The sequence below is a fragment of the Arcticibacterium sp. genome (assembly GCF_055134445.1).
On the sequence record NZ_JBSRVI010000188.1, the window covers coordinates 1 to 18,824 of the forward strand.

At 37.5% G+C, this 18,824-nt stretch carries 14 protein-coding genes; 12 read left to right on the forward strand and 2 right to left on the reverse strand.

Annotated features, from left to right (window positions below):
- Positions 1–350 precede the first annotated feature (350 nt).
- From ACTBZY_RS24785 to ACTBZY_RS24805, 5 genes are all read left to right on the forward strand, one after another.
- Positions 351–980: a hypothetical protein gene (locus tag ACTBZY_RS24785; RefSeq protein ID WP_463049075.1), complete on the forward strand. Its 630-nt coding sequence runs from the start codon at positions 351–353 to the stop codon at positions 978–980.
- Between the two features lie 359 nt (positions 981–1,339).
- On the forward strand, positions 1,340–2,041 hold the full coding sequence (locus ACTBZY_RS24790; RefSeq protein WP_463049076.1) for a hypothetical protein: 702 nt from the start codon (positions 1,340–1,342) through the stop codon (positions 2,039–2,041).
- A gap of 13 nt (positions 2,042–2,054) precedes the next feature.
- Entirely contained in the window at positions 2,055–2,972 is a 918-nt protein-coding gene (locus ACTBZY_RS24795; RefSeq protein WP_463049077.1) for a hypothetical protein, read from the forward strand.
- A 246-nt stretch (positions 2,973–3,218) separates the two neighbouring features.
- A complete protein-coding gene (locus tag ACTBZY_RS24800; RefSeq protein WP_463049078.1) occupies positions 3,219–4,094 on the forward strand; it encodes a hypothetical protein in 876 nt (291 codons plus the stop codon).
- A gap of 29 nt (positions 4,095–4,123) precedes the next feature.
- Positions 4,124–4,864, forward strand: a complete 741-nt coding sequence (locus tag ACTBZY_RS24805) for a hypothetical protein (RefSeq protein WP_463049079.1) — start codon at positions 4,124–4,126, stop codon at positions 4,862–4,864.
- A 294-nt stretch (positions 4,865–5,158) separates the two neighbouring features.
- Here the strand turns inward: ACTBZY_RS24805 and ACTBZY_RS24810 are convergent, their stop codons facing one another.
- Together ACTBZY_RS24810 and ACTBZY_RS24815 are read right to left on the reverse strand one after the other, a co-directional pair.
- Positions 5,159–6,940 (reverse strand): RagB/SusD family nutrient uptake outer membrane protein, encoded by a 1,782-nt coding sequence (locus tag ACTBZY_RS24810; RefSeq protein WP_463049080.1) that lies wholly within the window; start codon positions 6,938–6,940, stop codon positions 5,159–5,161.
- A gap of 30 nt (positions 6,941–6,970) precedes the next feature.
- Positions 6,971–10,189 (reverse strand): SusC/RagA family TonB-linked outer membrane protein, encoded by a 3,219-nt coding sequence (locus tag ACTBZY_RS24815; RefSeq protein ID WP_463049081.1) that lies wholly within the window; start codon positions 10,187–10,189, stop codon positions 6,971–6,973.
- Positions 10,190–10,984: 795 nt separating this feature from the next.
- Between ACTBZY_RS24815 and ACTBZY_RS24820 the strand changes: the two genes are divergently transcribed.
- From ACTBZY_RS24820 to ACTBZY_RS24850, 7 genes are all read left to right on the forward strand, one after another.
- Positions 10,985–12,193, forward strand: a complete 1,209-nt coding sequence (locus ACTBZY_RS24820) for a glycoside hydrolase family 88 protein (protein WP_463049082.1) — start codon at positions 10,985–10,987, stop codon at positions 12,191–12,193.
- Between the two features lie 89 nt (positions 12,194–12,282).
- Positions 12,283–13,938: a UxaA family hydrolase gene (locus tag ACTBZY_RS24825; RefSeq protein ID WP_463049083.1), complete on the forward strand. Its 1,656-nt coding sequence runs from the start codon at positions 12,283–12,285 to the stop codon at positions 13,936–13,938.
- Positions 13,939–13,976: 38 nt separating this feature from the next.
- Entirely contained in the window at positions 13,977–14,759 is a 783-nt protein-coding gene (locus ACTBZY_RS24830) for an SDR family NAD(P)-dependent oxidoreductase (RefSeq protein WP_463049084.1), read from the forward strand.
- A 12-nt stretch (positions 14,760–14,771) separates the two neighbouring features.
- Entirely contained in the window at positions 14,772–15,629 is an 858-nt protein-coding gene (locus ACTBZY_RS24835; protein WP_463049085.1) for a fumarylacetoacetate hydrolase family protein, read from the forward strand.
- 63 nt (positions 15,630–15,692) lie between these two features.
- A complete protein-coding gene (locus ACTBZY_RS24840) occupies positions 15,693–16,472 on the forward strand; it encodes an L-fucose dehydrogenase (RefSeq protein ID WP_463049134.1) in 780 nt (259 codons plus the stop codon).
- A gap of 16 nt (positions 16,473–16,488) precedes the next feature.
- The gene (gene fucP / locus ACTBZY_RS24845) at positions 16,489–17,802 is read left to right on the forward strand and encodes an L-fucose:H+ symporter permease (protein ID WP_463049086.1); all 1,314 of its coding nucleotides are present in this window, start codon (positions 16,489–16,491) and stop codon (positions 17,800–17,802) included.
- Between the two features lie 318 nt (positions 17,803–18,120).
- A complete protein-coding gene (locus ACTBZY_RS24850; protein WP_463049087.1) occupies positions 18,121–18,768 on the forward strand; it encodes a DNA alkylation repair protein in 648 nt (215 codons plus the stop codon).
- Positions 18,769–18,824 lie beyond the last annotated feature (56 nt).

The window sequence follows — 18,824 nt, forward strand, 5'->3', positions numbered from 1 at the left end:
GACCCATCAATAGAACATGATGGGTTGGGGGTTCTGGTACGTCAGCCCAGTCACCCCATAATTCTATTGCGGCCTACGTACGGCCTTTGCCGATGCCCAGCTTTGTAGCCTTTCTTTTTCTTGCAATAGACGCTTTAGGTTTGGTGGACTTTACATTGCCGAAGTCTACAAACACGTAGCGGCACATTAATTTAGAAGATTCAAAAACCTTTTGAGCTAAGCATTTTTTGATACTTTTATTACCATTAAAAGACGGGTATTTGCAATTGCACAATTCCGACCCAAAAGGGGATACACATATAAGTTCGTTAGCGGTCAGCTTTTAAAAAAAAAACACAAACAGCAGATAAATGAGAAAGTACAGATTAATAATAACGACATTAATTTTTTTCCTGCTAGTGAATACGAGCTACTATTGGGAAGGAAAACTTGGACTATTTGCATTTCCTTTTTTTATACTTTTGATTCTCATCTACCTTGGACTTGCGTTATCATTAATCAGACAACTTTACCTGACAATAAAAGAAAAGTTCGATAACAAATTAAGACTTCTCACTATCGGACTTTTGGTTTTTGTATTGACAATTACGCTTTTAAGACCAAACGGACTTATAAATTTTGACAAACTTGAAGGTTGTGACATTCTTGTTGCTGAAAGAGAAGGGGTAGCAAACTGTATGACAACTTTAAAATTAAAAGACGACTTCACTTTTAGAGAGAGAAATGTGTGCTTCGGTGTGACAGAAACCAAGGGAAAATATCATGTAACAAACGATACGATATATTTTGACAATGTAAATATTGGCAGACACTTAGACGAATATTATAGCTTTGGAGTTGTCAAATCTTCTAAGTACAATAAAGACGGAAAGCACTTTGATTTTGTGAGGTATAAAAGTTTAGCGGACACTCTTGGACATGAACTTTGGATAACAAAAAATGAATTGAATAAATTGAAAGATAAAAAGCCGAACCACTAATCGAGTAGCCCGACCCATAAATAGAACATGATGGGTTGGGGGTTCTGGTACGTCAGCCCAGTCACACCATAATTCTATTGCGGCCTACGTACGGCTTTTGCCGACGCCCGCTTTGTAGCCTTTTTTTCTTGTAATAGACGCTTTAGCTGTTCTTGAAATTCACTGCAGAAGTCTACACCCACGTAGCAGCACATAAATTTCAGAGATTCAAAAAAACTTTTGGGCTAGGTATTTTTACTACATTTATTATCAGTAAATGGCAGTATGTGTATTTCACACTTCCGACCAAAAAAGGGATGCAGATATAAGCTCGCTATGTGTAATTTTAAAAACGACATCGAACTATTAATTCAGTCAAAGTGAATATATTCTCTTATCATTTAGTAGAACTTCCTTTTTTTGATGCAATCAAGAGAATATTCTCGAATCCAATTTCCAATAACATTAAAGGATTGATTCACTCAGAATCCATGACAGCGATGACCTTAGGTTCTCCAATCTTTTCTCCCTCTAGAGTTCTAATAGGTCAAATAGCAATTTTTATACAATGGGAAAATGAAAATGCACTGGAAAATTATTTGGAACATGACAATTTTGGAAGAATTCTAGCAAAAGGATGGCACGTGCGTTTGTCTTTTATTAGAGAATGGGGAAAGTTTAGTGGTTTCAAAATACCCGATTATAAAGACAAATTGGAAAGTCCAAATTCTCCAGTAGTTGCTGTAACAATAGCAAGAATGAAACCTTTTGCAGTACCTAGATTTATACATTGGGGAAGACCTGTAGAAAAACTAGTAAGAGACCATCCAGGAACTACACTTTCATTGGCATCAGTAAAGTTTCCGAATACAGTCTCAACTTTTTCAATTTGGAAAACGGAAAAAGAAATGACAGATATGGTTCATGGTCATAGTGCGGTTGAAAAGCCTAAAAGGCATTCCGCTGCAATGAAAGAAAGAGAAAGAAAAGACTTTCATTTTGAGTTCACTACTTTAAGATTTAAACCTTTGGCCGAGTTTGGTCAGTGGAAAGGAGAATCAAATTTCATTCCCAACACTTAAGGGGTTTAGTAAAATGGGAATAGCACATAAAAAACAAAGCAAACAAGATTGGATTACTCAGCAATGGGTTATTGTTTTTGGGAAGAAAATTGATAGAACAAATCATAAATGGCTTTTAGGCCCTTTTGGAGGCACAAATGGTATTGGTCATAAATTCATCAAGCAATTAGCAGAAAAAGAACATTTAGTAATTGATAATAAAAAAAAAGACAAGGGATTAATTAAATCAATCGACCAGTTAAATCTGTCCACAGATGAACTAAATGCTTTATCTCAAGATGTGATTGACTTTTATGAGAATACCTCTAATTATGACCTTAGATTAAAAGCAAAATGGAATCCATTATTTAAAGGTTTCGGCATTTTGGTAAGAATAATTTTTAGTAAAAGAATAGAACAATTAAATGTTCCAATTCAAAACGTAGAGGACTCATCAGGATTGACAAGTGAAATAATTCAACTACACGATTCTAAAACAAATGAAGTTAAAAGAACGATTTGGCTTCGAGCATTTAAATCGACGGGGCAAGTAGTTTATTCAGGTGTTTATGAAACGTGTACCATACCATCAGGTAAGACATGTATCAAAGCAATTTTCCCATTACCAAATGGAAATGCAACAGTCATTTTAACTCCTAAAGTTGGAAAAAACGGGGAACTCATACTAGATTCCGCAGGACAAGAAATTGGAGATAGCGGGTTTTACTTTTTGCTAAAAGACTCCAAAGGACAGCTTTGGACTAAGTTCATTAAATCATTTAAAGACGAGTTAGTGGTAAGAAGTGTAAATGATAGAATTACTGCCACGCAAACTTTAACTTTATGGAATTTAAGAGTTCTGAAATTTGAATATGAAATAAAGAAAACTACGCATAAAAAGGTGTATGGTGCACTGCACCCTGCGGGACACGCACCATCTACAAATCGTTAAGCGTAATTTGAAACGTATCATTACCGTATATTTTCGTATCCCAACGTATCATTATCTTCAAATTCATATCGTATCATTATCGTATATTTATTGAAAGTATGCTAACGAACTTTGTTATAATATGAACCAAGTACACCCATGTAGCAGTGAATACTTTTTCGGTAATTTAAAATCTCCTAGATTAGATAAAATATTTGCGATATATCAGACATATGTCCTGATATATCGCTGTTGGCGGTAATTAAAATGAGACTCTCAAGACCAGACATATTATCAAGACCACTGTTCATTTTGGCTTTGGGGTTGTTGCTTTTAAATGACTTTTATCTGAAATATGAGTTCTCGAACTTTTTGACAGGTAAACTCTCTGACATAGCAGGGCTTTTCCTTTTTCCATATTTCTTATCCAGTCTTCGAATTAAATGGACTAAAACAATCTATATCGGAACAGCTGCTCTATTCGTGTTTTGGAAATCACCATTTTCACAAGAAGTAATCAATTTGGCTCAGAACATTGGAATTGGATTTAACCGAGTAGTTGACTACACTGACTTATTCGCTTTATTCATTCTTCCACTGTCATTTGGTTACTTTCAAAGGCAGATTTCAACAGAGCAAAAAATTAGCAAGTATTTGAAAATACCGATAGGAATTCTTACTCTGTTTGCAATTTGGGCAACAACATTACCGAGAGAAAAAGTCGATTTGAACTTAACTGTGAATGAGGAATACGAGCTGCAAATAAGCAAGGCAGACCTTTTCAATTTAATTCGGCCAGGACATGCGTACAGTGATACTTTAGAGAAAAATCTATCGGACAGCCTTTTTTACTTGCACTTTGACATTTCTAAGGGTAGAATTGATGTGACAGCCGTGGCGACCATTACTGCCATTGATTCGAAAACAACCAGAGTCAATCTAGATAAAATTGAGCATGGATATATTACAGGTAGCCTTTTCGGTGGAGTAGATAAAGATGATATTGAGGATTTCAAATCCATTTCGGTGGAAGAGTTCGAATCTCGATTCAAATACGGTTTTATAAAACCAATAGAAAACAGAACTCCTGAACATATTTACTATGACAACAAAGAAATTCATGACGCAAATCAAAACGAATAAATAAAAACTACCGCCAACAAGATATAAGAATGCATAGCTTCCTATCGTCAGCTACGGCATCTTATACTGAGCGTTGTGTGCCATTAAAAAAAGACTACATGAGTTTCTTAAAAAAACTATTCGGTGGCGGTCAGACAAAACAAAAACCGACACAGACGACTAAAGAGTCGAAACCAATAAAGGCAACTCCTGCCAAACCACAACCGACCCCAACGACCAAGACATATGGAGTACCTGAGATAGTCGCTCGCTACCGAGAGGCATACAAAGGACAATCATTGAGAAAACTGAACGACTTGTACTTTGACCTAATGGACAAATTAAAGGCAGCCGATAAAAAAGGAGACATTAGCGATCTTCTAATGCATTCCCAAGGAAGTTTAGGTTTACTTGAATCAATTATCAAGTACAACAAAGAAGAGTATGGTAGCTTTGACATCAAGACAATTCCTGCCCTTGACAAAGCACTTATTTACTTCGCAATCAACGGCAACACTGGACAACTCAAGAATATTCAAGACATCGTTGACTACTTTAAAGAGTTACACCCCTATAAAGACAAAGTAGACATTGCATTTACAAGGAGACATCTTGCAGCCAAAATATACCAATACGTAAAAGCAAATCCCAATTGTCCACAGATCGACTTAAAGAAGAACCTTGATTGTGACGATGGACGCCTCATCTCCACAACTGCACAATACATGGAGAAATCCGGTAAGTTGACAAGGACAAAACAAGGTAGCAAGACATTATTGACAATAAAATAAAAATAATAAAAAACGCACCAAAGTCGAGTAGATAAGGGGAGTTTCACCCCTTACCTCTCACAGAACTGTACCGGGACGCGTAGTCGTGAACCTCTCAATTCATACGACTCTTGTCGTACGGTCTTGGATTTAAGTTCTTACAAACTTGTATCCCAACTGCCAATGGTAGAATTGAAGCACTCCCCATTCTTTAGACATTGACCAAAAAAAACGACTACAGACAAATGTCCGTAGCCGTTCCTAAACCTATTCAACTATTGTATTCTTTTATAACCAACCAGGATTTCGAACCATTTAGTATCCTGAATTTTGTCTTAAACTAGGATTTAAACCCGTTTGAGAAGTAGGCAATGGAAATAAATAATCATCTTTACTAAAGTTACGAATTCCAGAAGGCTGTACGATAAGACACCTTCTTTGACCAACTCCAGTCATAGTAGTTTCTTCGCCGTAACCATATTTAGTTGGGTCATATAAAGCTGTATTTCCTTCATAAACCGTACCTTCAATAACAGCACCATATATAGTTTCGCCTAACTCTTGCTCCGCAATACCCCAACGTTTAAGGTCATTAAACCTTGTTCCACTTTCTGCGTAAAGCTCAATAGTACGCTCTCTTCTAATTTCAGTTTTTATATCCATGTTATTAGCAGATATAAAGGCGTTTGTTATTCCAGGTAAACCTGCTCTGGCTTTCACCAAATTAATAGACTCAGCCATTTGAGCATCCGTTAAACTACCGTTTAACTCATAAATAGCTTCGGCATACATCAAATATACTTCTGCCAAACGTATTAAAGGCATGTCATAAGCTTCCGTCGTTGTTGCTCTATAGGCCTCATCGGTTCCCCATTTCCAACTCATGAACTTCGAATTGAAGTAACCGAAATTATTTGTCCCACTTAAACGCACATCACCGTTTTCCGGAATCTCACCAAGGTTCTTATGATATGTAAAATAAGCCCTCATTCTATAGTCTCTGTTTTGGAACTCATCAGGTGTATTTGCATAACCTTGAAACTTTGGAGATTGAGCTATAGGCAAACCATCATCACATAAAAACATATCAATCATTTTTCTGCTTGGTTTCATACGCCCTTCATAAACGTGACTTACTAAAGTACCGGCCTGTCTGAAAGTAAAATCGTACTTATTATAAAGAATAAATTCCTTATTTGTCGCCTTATCTAATCCACCTGGGTTAGACCCACCATCTTCTAGATTAAATAAGAAGTTTGAACTTAAATTATCAAGTTCGGCATTATGATTCCAAAGTTCAAAACCACCGTTATCCATTACCGTCTTAGTTAAGGTAACTGCTTCCTGAAGGTAAGTGTTAATATTAGATTCAGAAAAACCTGCACTACCAGCTCCTGTTGAAGTGCCATCTCCATCAGTACTTTTGCCTACATATTTCATCCAAGTAGCCTCATGCAATAGCACGTTTGCTTTAAATGCCATGGCTGCCCATTTACTTATTTTCCCTTTATCTCCACCTGGAATATCCTGTTCTGTTGGTAAACCCGCTATAGCATCATCTAGGTCAGCTAAAATTTGAGCAACCACTTCGTATCTACTATTACGTGCTCCAAAAAGTGCTTCTGAATCAACATCTAAAGGTTCTGTCACTAAGGTAACACCTCCAAATCGCTGCACTAAAAAGAAATATTGCCAAGCTCTATGAAATTTAGTGGCTGCAACATACGCACCGATATCATTTCCTTCATAGGCCTCCGCTCTTGCCAGTAAAAGATTCATATCTCTAATAGCACTGTAAGGGCCTGAATAATAGGCATCTTCTGCAGGTGCTTGCGTATCTCCTCTACTATATTCTTGCATGCCACCGTCTTCGGTATAGCCAACTAAATCAGAACCATGACCTGAATATACGCCTTGGTCATTCCATCTTATGAGGTTTGTATAAAAGCGATTAGAACCTGTTAAGAAATGCTCCGCTTTGGTATAGTAAACATCGTCTGTTATAGAAGCAGGAGGTGTCAAGTCTATAAACCTATCTTCACAAGATGTAAAGAGCATCAATACGCACGGTATAATTATATGTATTATTTTTTTCATTATTCTATAATTTTTTTGTTGAAATTTAGCTTAAAGAGATATTTTCAAGCCCGCTGCCCAGGTACGCATAAATGGATAAACACTTTCATTTGTACTTGCTCTAAATTCTGGGTCATAACCGTCTTTTACACTGGTAAACTCGAACAAATCATTTCCTGACAAATAAATTCGTATGTTATCAATCGGTGTTTTACCTAATTTTACGCTTCTGATATTATAACCTACAATTAGAGATTTCAATCTCAAATATCTGTTGTTTTGTAATATATGATCTTTACTTCTGTAGTTCCAGGCAGACAATCCACGTTGAGTTGTTAATCTAGGAAACTCTGCGTCTTGGTTATTTTCTGTCCATGTTCTACCTAACCAAGTGTTAGATTGGTTCTGCCATTCTGCCTGAAAAGGTTGAGCAAAATAACCCGTTCTATAGATTTGCTGATTAAGAACTCCTTGGAAAAAACCACTTAAATCAAAGTTCTTATACTTTAAATCAAAATTTAAACCATATACATAATGGGTAGCATTATCGCCCATGTATGTTAAATCATCCGTGTTTAAGGTGCCGTCTCCATTAGAGTCTACAACTCGCATGTCTCCAGGACGTAAAGCATCATTAGAGGTTTGTGAAGGTAATATCCCTCCAGCATTAAGACTGGAATAATAGGCATTCACTTCTTCCTGAGAGCCAAAATATCCATCCGTTTCCCATAAATAAAATGAGTTAATTGGTTTTCCCAAAATGTTTCGACCGGCTGATGCAGCATTTAAGTTCTCTACAATAGATTGGGCTCCATCATATTTAGTGATTTCGTTTCTGCTATCACTCATATTGGCACTTATAGCCAAGTCTAAATCATTACCAATTTTATTTCTCCAGCCTAACATAGCTTCCCATCCTTTGGTCTCTAAAGTCCCTATGTTAGTGAATGGAGCCGATGTTCCTAGTGTTTGAGGCAAAATCCCTCTAACTAGCATTCCTATATTATTCTTTTTATATAGGTCAAATGAACCAAACATTTTATCCCTAAACAATCCGAAATCTACACCAAATTCTGTAGTGGCAATACGCTCCCAAGTTGTAGTACTACTAAATAAACTACTGGCCCTTGAAGTCGCCTGTTGTGAAGCATTGGTTTGACCAAAAACAGTAGTACCAAAACCAACTGTTGATAAATATCCGAAATCACCAATACCCGAGGTACTTCCTAATTCACCATAGCCACCTCTTATTTTTAAGAAGGATAACAGATCATTGTCTGCTAAGAAACCTTCTTTAGTTAAGACCCAACCAGCAGATATACTACCATAGTTAGACCATTTGCTTCCTTCTGCAAATCTTGAAGACCCATCACGTCTACCTTGTAATTCTAGTAAATACTTTCCTTTGTAATCATAGTTTAAACGTCCAATATAACCGAAAGCACCCCAAGTACTACCTCCACCTGAGGTTGAAACAAGTTGATCAGTCGCTCCAATATTTATGTCGTATACGCCATAATCAACAAAACCATTTCTTCTCAAATAATACTCATCAATTATATTTTTCTCCGCTTCTATACCTACTAATCCAGACACATTATGGTCTCCAAAACTATTAGTATAGTTTAAAACTGCTTTATAATTATTATAGCTTATGTTACCATCTTTCGAATCTGGTCCTGTTCCTTCTTCAATAAAAGTTGTATTATTTATATTATTAGAGAAACCTCCTTGCCAACTATATAGCGGCACTGAGACTGCATACCTTTGCCAAACGCTATTTTGCTTACTAAGAGCATAGGAGCCAGTAAGGTTTAAATGGTCCGTTAGTTTATAAGTAGCCTGTGCTGATATTTTAAACTGCTCTCTAGTGAAATTTTCACGACCAGCATCTTTAACTTGGGCTATGGCATTTCTATCACCAGTAATATTGACTCCCCCAAAATTGGCATAGTATTGCCCGTCTGCATTATAAGTCGGAAATAAAGGTGCATCCCAAGTAGCAGCTTCTCTAGCTAAACCCGCTGCAGGCCCAGAAAATTTATTATTAAAATAAGTAATGTTAGTGTTTAGACTTAATCTATCAGAAATGTCAATACCATAATTTGCTGAGAAATTATATTTATCAGCAGTATCATCAGCAACTTTTAAACCGCCAACATTTTTATCATAGCCAGCAGATATACGATAATTACTTTTAGCAGTACCACCAGATACACTAAGGTTAGTTTGATTAGAGGCAGAATTACCAAACATCTCATCAAATTTGGCTGAATTTCCTAACCATATGTTTCCATTAATCGGTAAATCATAATATCCTTCTTCACCAGAAGCAATTCTTTCTACCGTTGAACGATCATTCCAAAAGAAATAACGAGGAGGCTTATTAGATGCTAAATCTTCATCAACTGCCGCTAAATAAAGCTGTCCATATTCAGACATTGTTGGTGATGGTGGACGAATACCCACGGTACCCATACGAAAAACTGAACTTAGTTCAACTTTAACATCGCCTTTTCCTTTTTTAGTAGTCACCAAAATAACACCACCAGCAGCACGAGAACCATATACGGATGCAGACCCTCCTTTTAAAACGCTCACACTTTCAATGTCATTTGGGTTCATATCATTAAAAGAAGATGCATTTATTGAAGGTATGCCATCTATTACAATAAGAGGAGCTATTCCGTTAATAGAGGAGGCTCCTCTAATAAGGAAATTAACACCTTCATCACCCGGTCTAGAAGAACTACGGCTAACAACTAATCCAGGAGTTCTACCTTGAAGAGCTAGGGCAGGGCTTCCTACTGCTAAATCTTCAAATGCTTCTGATGTAATTTGTTCTACAGCTCCTGTTAAGGTTTCCTTTTTTGCCGTTCCATAACCTACCACGACAACCTCATCAAGTAATCGGTCATCTTCCTGTAAAGTAATATTAATTACGGTTTGACTGTTAACAGTCACCTCTTGACTTTTGAAACCAATAAAGCTAAAAACCAATATTGCATTGGCATCTACATTATCTATAGTATAGTTTCCTTCGCCATCAGTAAAAGTACCTTTTTGGGTTCCTTTTACTAAAACATTCACGCCGGGCATTCCTTGCTTGTCACTAGAAGCCACAACTTTCCCAGTTACCCTTGCATTAATCTCTGATATTTTCTCAGCAGCAAATACTGGTGCAATGGCTCCTGAGGTAAGAATGCCTATTATCCAAAATAGACTCAAAAAGTGATACAGGTTTCTTAGATTATGTTTAAATTTTGTCATAAAAATTTGCCGTTAGGGTTAAAAAATAAATTTTGATTTTGACTCAATAAATTGATAGAACAATATTAGAGACTATCGGCAAGAGAGCTTGTAAATTATAATCCAAAAGCTATAAAACATCGTCCATTTTAGCCTATTTTTTATCAATATTCACCTACCACAATGCACTATTCCACGTTTTACGACATATTCTTTACTTTTTTTGAGATTTTATTGGACTCCTTATCTTACGACAATCACACCCTTGAATTATAAAAATAATACCACAGAATATTAGGCAGATCATATCCATCAAACCATCCGAAAACCTAAACTCGTTTTGAGATATTGAAAATCCTTCTATAAATCTATCCGATTAAGAATTGGCTAAAGTGAACTAAAAGACCCTGCAGTAGGAATGGTATCAAATAGATTTCAAAATCCTTAATAAACTATAATGAAAACTATTACGAATTAAATTAGACCCTAAACTCACCGATATTCAATGACCATATTGAAGCGGCTAAATGATATCCAACTAAATTCTGTATCTCATGGTATTCATTATATCATCAAGCCCACCTTCCTTTAATTTCAATAAATCGACTTGCCGAGTAGTCTACTCCCCAAAAAGTGGATTCCATTTCTATAAGTAGCGGGTGATTAGAATACAAATCCTGCCCATACGCTCTATAAAGAGTAATATGTTATAGCTTTTGGTTCATAATTTATCCTGAGTGCATCCCATAATCTCTAAAATTGTATTTCAAGTAAATGCTACTTTTTTATAATTATTTATAACTTAATTTTAATTAAATGAATATTCTAAAAGCCATCTCCTGGCTAGCTATATTTTCACTTCTAGCATGTAATGCCACAATAGAAGAGGCACAATCGGACCACTCGGCTGTAGAAATAGAAAGAAATAAAGTATTGGATGACTTAGTACAAAAAACAAAAATCACTGCCAGTGCCTTAGTTAAAGTGGATAGCTTCCCTAGAAATATAAAAGCAGGAAAAACAAATTGGGATCTTGTAGACGTTAAAGACTGGTGCAGTGGCTTTTGGCCTGGTGTTCTGTGGTATGCATACGAAGCTTCTGGCGACGAAGAAATAAAAAAAGATGCCGAGCGGTTTACCCTACCTCTTAAAGAAATAGCTTATAACAAAGCAGAAAATCATGACGTAGGATTTATGGTAAACAGCAGTTACGGTAATGCATATAGGTTAACAGGCAACGAGGACTATAAAAAAGTTTTACTTGCCGCAGCTAATAATCTGGCAACCCTATACGACCCTAAAGTAGGTACAATTCTGTCTTGGCCGAGCCAAATGGACAAATTCCAATACAATACCATTGTTGACAATATGATGAACTTGGAATTGCTTTTTTGGGCGTCAAAAAACGGTGGCGGACAAAACCTATATGATATTGCTAAAAGTCACGCGGAAAAAACAATGGATCACCTGGTTCGTGCTGATAGTGCCCTTTACCATGTGGGTTCTTTTGACCAAAAAACAGGGAAATTTTTAAGAGGGTATACACATCAAGGTTATGCCACAGAGTCTATGTGGGCAAGAGGGCAAACTTGGGGTATTTATGGATTCTCTGTGGCTTACAGAGAAACGGGAGATGAAGCGTTTTTAAACACAGCCATAAAATTAACAGAACACTATATGAAGCGTCTTCCAGAAGATGGCATTCCTTTCTGGGATTTTGACGATCCTGCTATACCTAATGCCCCAAAAGATGCCTCAGCAGCAGCCGTGGCAGCATGCGGTATGTTGGAGCTATCTGGACTCGTGAAAGATCCATTACTTAAAGAAAAGTATTATAAGGCTGCGGTGAGCTACATAGACAAGTTATCCACTAAGGCTTATCTAAGTGGAGACACAAACCAAGCTTTACTGCTACACTCCACCGGTCATTATCCCCACAACTCTGAAATAGATATGCCGATCATTTATGCAGACTATTATTTTATGGAAGCTTTGTTAAGACTAAAGAAATTCAAGAAATCATAACAAAGAGCTTTTTCTACTCACCAAACTGTTTAAACGCAAGCCGTTTGGAATAAAAAGGCAAAAAAAACAACCCTATTATTTAGAATTTAATGAGCAGCCAGAAAAAAGTATTACAAATACATGAAAAAGATAATGTATTAGTGGCCTTAACTGATTTAAGCCAAGGAACGGAGCTTGTATTTGATACCAAAACGTATAAACTGCAAAGTAATATACCCGCAAAGCACAAGTTTGTTACAGCATCCTTAAAAATAGGTGATCCTGTATATATGTATGGGGTATTAGTGGGCAAGGCAAAAGAAGCCATCAAAAAAGGAGATTTGATTAGCACATCAAACCTTATACACGATACAGAGAAGTATGAGGTTCAGGATTTAGAGGAAAATAAAAAATGGATCGCTCCATATGCTTCTAAATTCACACATAAAACATTCCATGGCTATCATAGGGCGGACGGTAAAGTAGGTACAGAAAACAATTGGCTGATTATTCCGCTGGTGTTTTGTCAGAATAGAAACGTAGAAGTACTGAAGCAGGCCTTAATTGAGCAACTCGGTTACGGCAAAAAACAACACCTCGGTTTTGATGTTGCGGCTTTAATTAACGCTTACACGTCTGGAGCAACGGCCGAAAGCATTTTAAATACCGATATCATCATTGAAGCAAACGACCATGCCAAAAATCCAACATTCCCGAATGTGGATGGCATAAAGTTTTTAACGCATGACGGTGGCTGTGGAGGAGCTACCTCAGATGCTGTTACCCTTTGTCACCTTTTAGCGGGCTATATCAATAACCCCAACGTAGCCGGAGCCACCGTTTTAAGTTTAGGATGCCAGCATGCCCAATCTAGTATTTTACAAGAGGCTTTGACAAAGTTTGATTGTAAAAAACCTGTTTACGTTTTAGAGCAACAGCAAAGTACATCAGAAAAAGAGCTATTGGCGGAAGCCGTCAAAAAAACGTTTGTGGGTTTAATGCAAGCCAATACCTTCACCAGAAAACCTGCTCCCCTATCTAAATTAGTCATAGGCTTAGAATGTGGAGGCTCAGATGGTTTTTCTGGTATTTCTGCAAACCCTACTTTAGGTTATGTATCTGATTTAATTGTAGGCCTTGGTGGTGCCACAGTTTTATCCGAATTTCCAGAATTAAACGGCGTAGAACAAGAGCTAATAAACAGGTGCTCTAGCAAAGAAAAAGCGAAGAAGTTTTCCAGCATCATGACCACCTATAATACCAAAGCGGATGCCCTTGGTTCAGGATTCTATGCTAATCCCTCTCCTGGAAACATAAAAGATGGTTTAATAACAGATGCCATTAAGTCGGCAGGTGCTGCTAAAAAAGGTGGTTCCTCTCCCGTGCAAGATGTTTTGGATTATACCGAACAAGTTGTTACTTCTGGCCTTAACCTGTTATGTACGCCAGGCAATGACGTAGAATCTACCACAGGTTTGGCAGGCTCTGGATGTAATATCATCTTGTTTACGACGGGTTTAGGTACACCTACAGGAAACCCGATAACACCAGTAGTTAAGGTATCTTCAAATACCAAATTGTTCCAAAAGATGAATGATATCATTGATTTTAACACAGGGGCTATCATAGATGGAACGGCCAATATTGCTGAAACCGGCGAGGCATTACTAGATTATATGATAGCGGTAGCCAGCGGAAAACAAACCAAAGCAAGACAACTAAAACAAGATGACTTCATTCCGTGGAAACGTGGAATGTCTTTGTAAAAGATCGTGAAGTAAACCAGAAAAAGGTTAAAAATAAAATGACAAAATTTAGTTTAAAAAACAAAGTAGCCATAGTAACGGGCGGAGGAAGTGGCATAGGTAAAGCGATATCCTCCACTTTTGCCATGCAAGGTGCTGAAGTACATATATTGGATTTCAATTTAGATTCTGCTTTAGAAACCGTAAAAGAAATAGAAGGTTTTGGTGAAAAAGCAAAGGCACACCAATGTGATGTATCAGACCAAACAAACGTAGAAAGTATCATTCAGTCTATAGCCCAAAATAGCGGAATTGATATCTTGGTGAATAATGCTGGAATAGCTCATATAGGAAATATAGAGGCTGTGGAAACAGCGGATTTAGACAGACTTTATAATGTCAATATCAAGGGGGTTTATAATTGCGTGAAGGCATGTATACCCACATTCAAAACAAATCAAAGCGGGGTAATTTTAAACATCGCGTCCATTGCCTCATCGGTCGGTATTAACAACCGATTCGCCTATTCTATGACCAAGGGGGCGGTTTTGACCATGACGTATTCCATAGCTAAAGACTATATCGCTGATGGCATCCGTTGTAATTGCATTTCACCTGCCAGAGTGCATACCGCTTTTGTAGACGGATTTATAAGTAAAAACTATCCGGGAAAAGAGGCCGAAATGTTTGAGAAACTATCTAAAACCCAACCAATAGGAAGAATGGGAAAACCACAGGAGATAGCAGACTTAGCACTGTTTATATGCTCAGACGAGGCTCAGTTTATTACAGGCACCGACTATGCTATAGACGGTGGGTTCATAAAATTAAATGGCAATTAAAAAACAGAGAAGATGAAATTAATAAGATTTGGAGAAATAGGAAAAGAGCAACCTGGCGTACAATTAGAAAGCGGGAAAAGAATAGATGTATCTGCTTTTGGTTCCGATTATAACGAAGATTTTTTTGGAAATGAAGGTATAGAAAAGTTAACAACTTGGTTGGCCAAAAACCAGGACAGTTGTCCTGAAATCGAGGACAATGTAAGATTAGGTGTACCCTTAACAAGACCCTCCAAAATAGTATGTGTAGGTCTAAACTACGCTCAACATGCCGCAGAAGCAGGTATGGACATTCCAAAAGAGCCTGTGCTATTCTTTAAATCTACCACCGCTTTAGTGGGACCAAATGACACCGTGACTATTCCAAAAGGAAGCACAAAGACAGATTGGGAGGTTGAGTTAGCCATCGTTATTGGTAAAAAAGCTTCTTATGTAAAAGAAGCTGACGCATTCGATCACATTGCAGGTTATGTATTGCATAATGATGTAAGCGAGCGAGCTTTTCAAATAGAGCGTTCTGGCCAATGGTGCAAAGGTAAAGGCTGTGACACTTTCGCTCCTGTAGGTCCATTTATAGCTACTAAAGATGAAATTAAAGACCCTAATAATTTAAATCTATGGTTAAAATTAAATGGAGAGATGATGCAAAACAGCTCTACTTCTGATTTCATTTTTAATGTGCAACATGTGGTGAGTCACATCAGCCAATTCATGACTTTATTACCTGGAGACATCATCTCCACTGGAACACCCTTTGGCGTAGGTTTAGGCCTCAACCCACCACTATATTTAAAAGAAGGAGATGTGATGGAACTGGGCATAGATGGCCTAGGCGTTTCTAGTCAGGTGTGCAAAAACTACCAAGAATAAAACCCTTATTATCCCATTGCTCTCTTGAAAAAGAAAGCAATGGGAAATTCAAAAACCTCCATCATGGATTTAAAACTAAAGGATAAAGTAATCATAGTAACAGGTGGCTCCAAGGGCATCGGACTTGGCATTGTAGCATCATTGTTGAGAGAAAAAGCCATACCAGTTATAGTAACCAGAAATAAAGCAAGCGTTGAAAGCCTCTTAGAGGATTTCAAATCTCAAGGCCATGAAGTTTTCTACACCATAGCTGAACTATCCGACCCAAAACAATGTAAAAGTGCCGTGGATGCCGTTTTAGAAAAATATGACCGCATAGATGGCCTGGTAAATAACGCGGGAGTAAATGATGGCGTAGGACTAGAAAGTGGCACTTACGAGGGATTTATAAATTCGCTAAAAAGCAACTTGGTGCATTATTACCTTATGGCACAATATGCTCTGCCTGCCCTTAAAAAAAGTAAAGGTGCTATCCTTAACATAGGCTCAAAAACGGCAGATACAGGCCAAGGAGGCACCTCTGGCTATGCCGCATCAAACGGAGGACGCAATGCTTTGACCAGAGAATGGGCGGTAGAATTATTACCATTTGGCATAAGAGTGAACGCTTTAATTGTGGCGGAATGTTACACGCCCTTATATGAAAAATGGATTAATACTTTTCCAGATAAAGAGGAAAAACTAGCGGCCATAACTAAAAACATACCCTTTGAGAATAGAATGACCACCGCAGAAGAAATTGGGGACACCGTGGCATTTCTATTATCGAGCAAGTCTAGCCATACCACTGGCCAGTTGATTTATGTCGATGGCGGTTACGTGCATTTAGATAGATCCTTATAAACCCTATAAAAACCCTATGAACAAGCTAAAAAACATACCTGTAGTCCGTAAAGAATTATTGTTTTCATTTATAATTATTACGTCTTTATTCGCACTCTGGGGAATCGCCAATGATTTAACCAACCCCATGGTTTCAGCATTTAAAAAGGTAATGCCGGAGTTAAGCAACGTGCAGGCTTCGCTGGTACAGTTTGCCTTTTATTTTGGTTATTTTTTCATGGCACTTCCTGCCGCTATGTTCATCAGAAAGTACTCCTATAAATCTGGAATTATAGTCGGTCTAAGTTTATATGCTATTGGTGCATTTCTATTTTACCCTGCTGCTGCCAAAGAAGAATTTAGCTATTTCCTTATTTCTCTTTGGGTCATCACTTGTGGCTTAGCTTTCTTAGAAACGACTTCTAATCCTCTCATATTAGCCTTTGGTGATAAAGAAACCGCTACACAGCGACTTAATTTGGCCCAGGCTTTTAATCCCGTGGGTTCACTCACTGGGATGATTATTGCACAAGTTTTTGTCATCAACGCTCTTCGCTCCGACGATTACACCAAAGAAGCTTATAATGCTTTAAGCTCTGATGAATTGGCCGCAATTAGAGAAAACGACCTAGGAATAATCAGTATTCCATATATCGGTTTAGGAATTTTAGTATTAGTCATTATGGCCATTATTATCTTTACCAAAATGCCAAAAACCGACGAGGAGGATAAGATAAACCTGTCGGATTCCTTTAAAAAGCTATTCGCAAATAAAAACTATTTATTTGGAGTGCTTACCCAAGCATTTTATGTAGGGGCTCAAATCATGTGCTGGACCTACATCTTTCAATATGTAGATTTTTTAAACGAAAGTTTAGGCCTTCAACTCACCGCCACTTACTATAACATTACGGCCATGATCTTATTCCTATCTGGTAGATGGATTGGTACCGCATTGATGAAAAGTATAAATCCATCAAAACTGCTGATGTATTTCGGAATTGGAGGAGTGCTTTGTGCTGCTGGAGCTATCCTACTCCCTGGCATGATAGGTTTGATATCCTTGGTAGCCGTTTCTATTTTTATGTCGATTATGTTTCCAACCATCTACGGCATTGCCTTAAAAGATATGGGTGACGAAGCCAAAATTGGCTCGGCAGGTTTGGTCATGGCTATCGTGGGTGGAGCATTATTGCCGGTATTGCAAGGTAGCATCTTAGACTGGGGTGGCAGTGGTTTTTCCGATGTACAAGTACTGGGCTTTTTACCCGAAATAAAGTTTTCTTTTATACTTCCCTTAATATGCTTAGCAGTGGTAGGTTTTTATGGCTATAAAACACAAAGTGAATAAGATTTTTGCAAGCTTCTGTCATCAATGTATCAAAAAGGATTAAGCGTAAATTGAGTTCTCTTCGATAGGTAAACAAATATTCTCATTTGCAATATCATAATTGATGTATCAGCTTTCTCATTTTCAGAAATTTAACGATATTTATCATGTAGAAAGCTTGCGTATTATTTGATTCAAATACCAAGCGTTTCGAATGGTAATTATAGGTTTTATATAAGCCTTTAATGAGGATATTTTCACACTTTCACTTCGTTAAAAATAGACCATTTTAAAAGACCCTATTAAGAAATAAAGTAGAAATTCAAATCCAATAAATGAATGTCAGCTGAGGAATTTATTGAAACTTTAAATATCGTTAGCCAAGAATATGCTGGAGGTATTCCTAAAAGAGAGCTATTTTCTTTTGCTAAAGAATTTCAATTTATGCCCGTGCTAGAAGTGGTGAAATTACTTCAAAACAAAAATTACGATCACCGACTTGGTGCCGTTTCTATTTTAGATTGGAAAGCTCGAAATAAGAAGACGACTCAAGAAGAGAAAGAGGCTGTTTACCATGCATATATCGATAACCATAAGTGGATTGATGACTGGGGAATGGTAGATAGGGCTGCACCCTATGTGGTAGGAGGTTTTTTGGACGGCAAGGATAAAAAAGCCTTATATGACTTAGCTAAATCCGTCCATCCCATGGAAAGGAGAACGGCCATAGTAAGTACCTACTTTTTTATCAGAAAAAATGAAATTGAAGACACCTTCAAGATTGCTAGCCTATTAGTAAACGATACAGAACATTTCGTACAGACAGCCGTAGGCAGTTGGCTTAGAGAAGCAGGGAAAAGAGACGAAGAAAGATTAAAGAATTTTTTGGACGAATTTGCGGCTACTATGCCAAGAACCGTCTTGAGGTCTGCCGTGGAGAAGTTAGCCTCAGACCTCCGAAAACACTATCTCAGTTTAGACAAATAGCATTTATGACGCACTGCAAATTAACCTTCAGGATACCAAGTGGTCAGATAATATCC

Excerpts from the sequence above, each read along its gene's own strand:
- ACTBZY_RS24785 (WP_463049075.1), top strand. The coding sequence starts at position 351 with ATGAGAAAGTACAGATTAATAATAACGACATTAATTTTTTTCCTGCTA.
- ACTBZY_RS24795 (WP_463049077.1), top strand. The coding sequence starts at position 2,055 with ATGGGAATAGCACATAAAAAACAAAGCAAACAAGATTGGATTACTCAG.
- ACTBZY_RS24800 (WP_463049078.1), top strand. The coding sequence starts at position 3,219 with ATGAGACTCTCAAGACCAGACATATTATCAAGACCACTGTTCATTTTG.
- ACTBZY_RS24805 (WP_463049079.1), top strand. The coding sequence starts at position 4,124 with ATGCATAGCTTCCTATCGTCAGCTACGGCATCTTATACTGAGCGTTGT.
- ACTBZY_RS24810 (WP_463049080.1), bottom strand. The coding sequence starts at position 6,940 with ATGAAAAAAATAATACATATAATTATACCGTGCGTATTGATGCTCTTT.
- ACTBZY_RS24815 (WP_463049081.1), bottom strand. The coding sequence starts at position 10,189 with ATGACAAAATTTAAACATAATCTAAGAAACCTGTATCACTTTTTGAGT.
- ACTBZY_RS24820 (WP_463049082.1), top strand. The coding sequence starts at position 10,985 with ATGAATATTCTAAAAGCCATCTCCTGGCTAGCTATATTTTCACTTCTA.
- ACTBZY_RS24825 (WP_463049083.1), top strand. The coding sequence starts at position 12,283 with ATGAGCAGCCAGAAAAAAGTATTACAAATACATGAAAAAGATAATGTA.
- ACTBZY_RS24830 (WP_463049084.1), top strand. The coding sequence starts at position 13,977 with ATGACAAAATTTAGTTTAAAAAACAAAGTAGCCATAGTAACGGGCGGA.
- ACTBZY_RS24835 (WP_463049085.1), top strand. The coding sequence starts at position 14,772 with ATGAAATTAATAAGATTTGGAGAAATAGGAAAAGAGCAACCTGGCGTA.
- ACTBZY_RS24840 (WP_463049134.1), top strand. The coding sequence starts at position 15,693 with ATGGATTTAAAACTAAAGGATAAAGTAATCATAGTAACAGGTGGCTCC.
- fucP (WP_463049086.1), top strand. The coding sequence starts at position 16,489 with ATGAACAAGCTAAAAAACATACCTGTAGTCCGTAAAGAATTATTGTTT.
- ACTBZY_RS24850 (WP_463049087.1), top strand. The coding sequence starts at position 18,121 with ATGTCAGCTGAGGAATTTATTGAAACTTTAAATATCGTTAGCCAAGAA.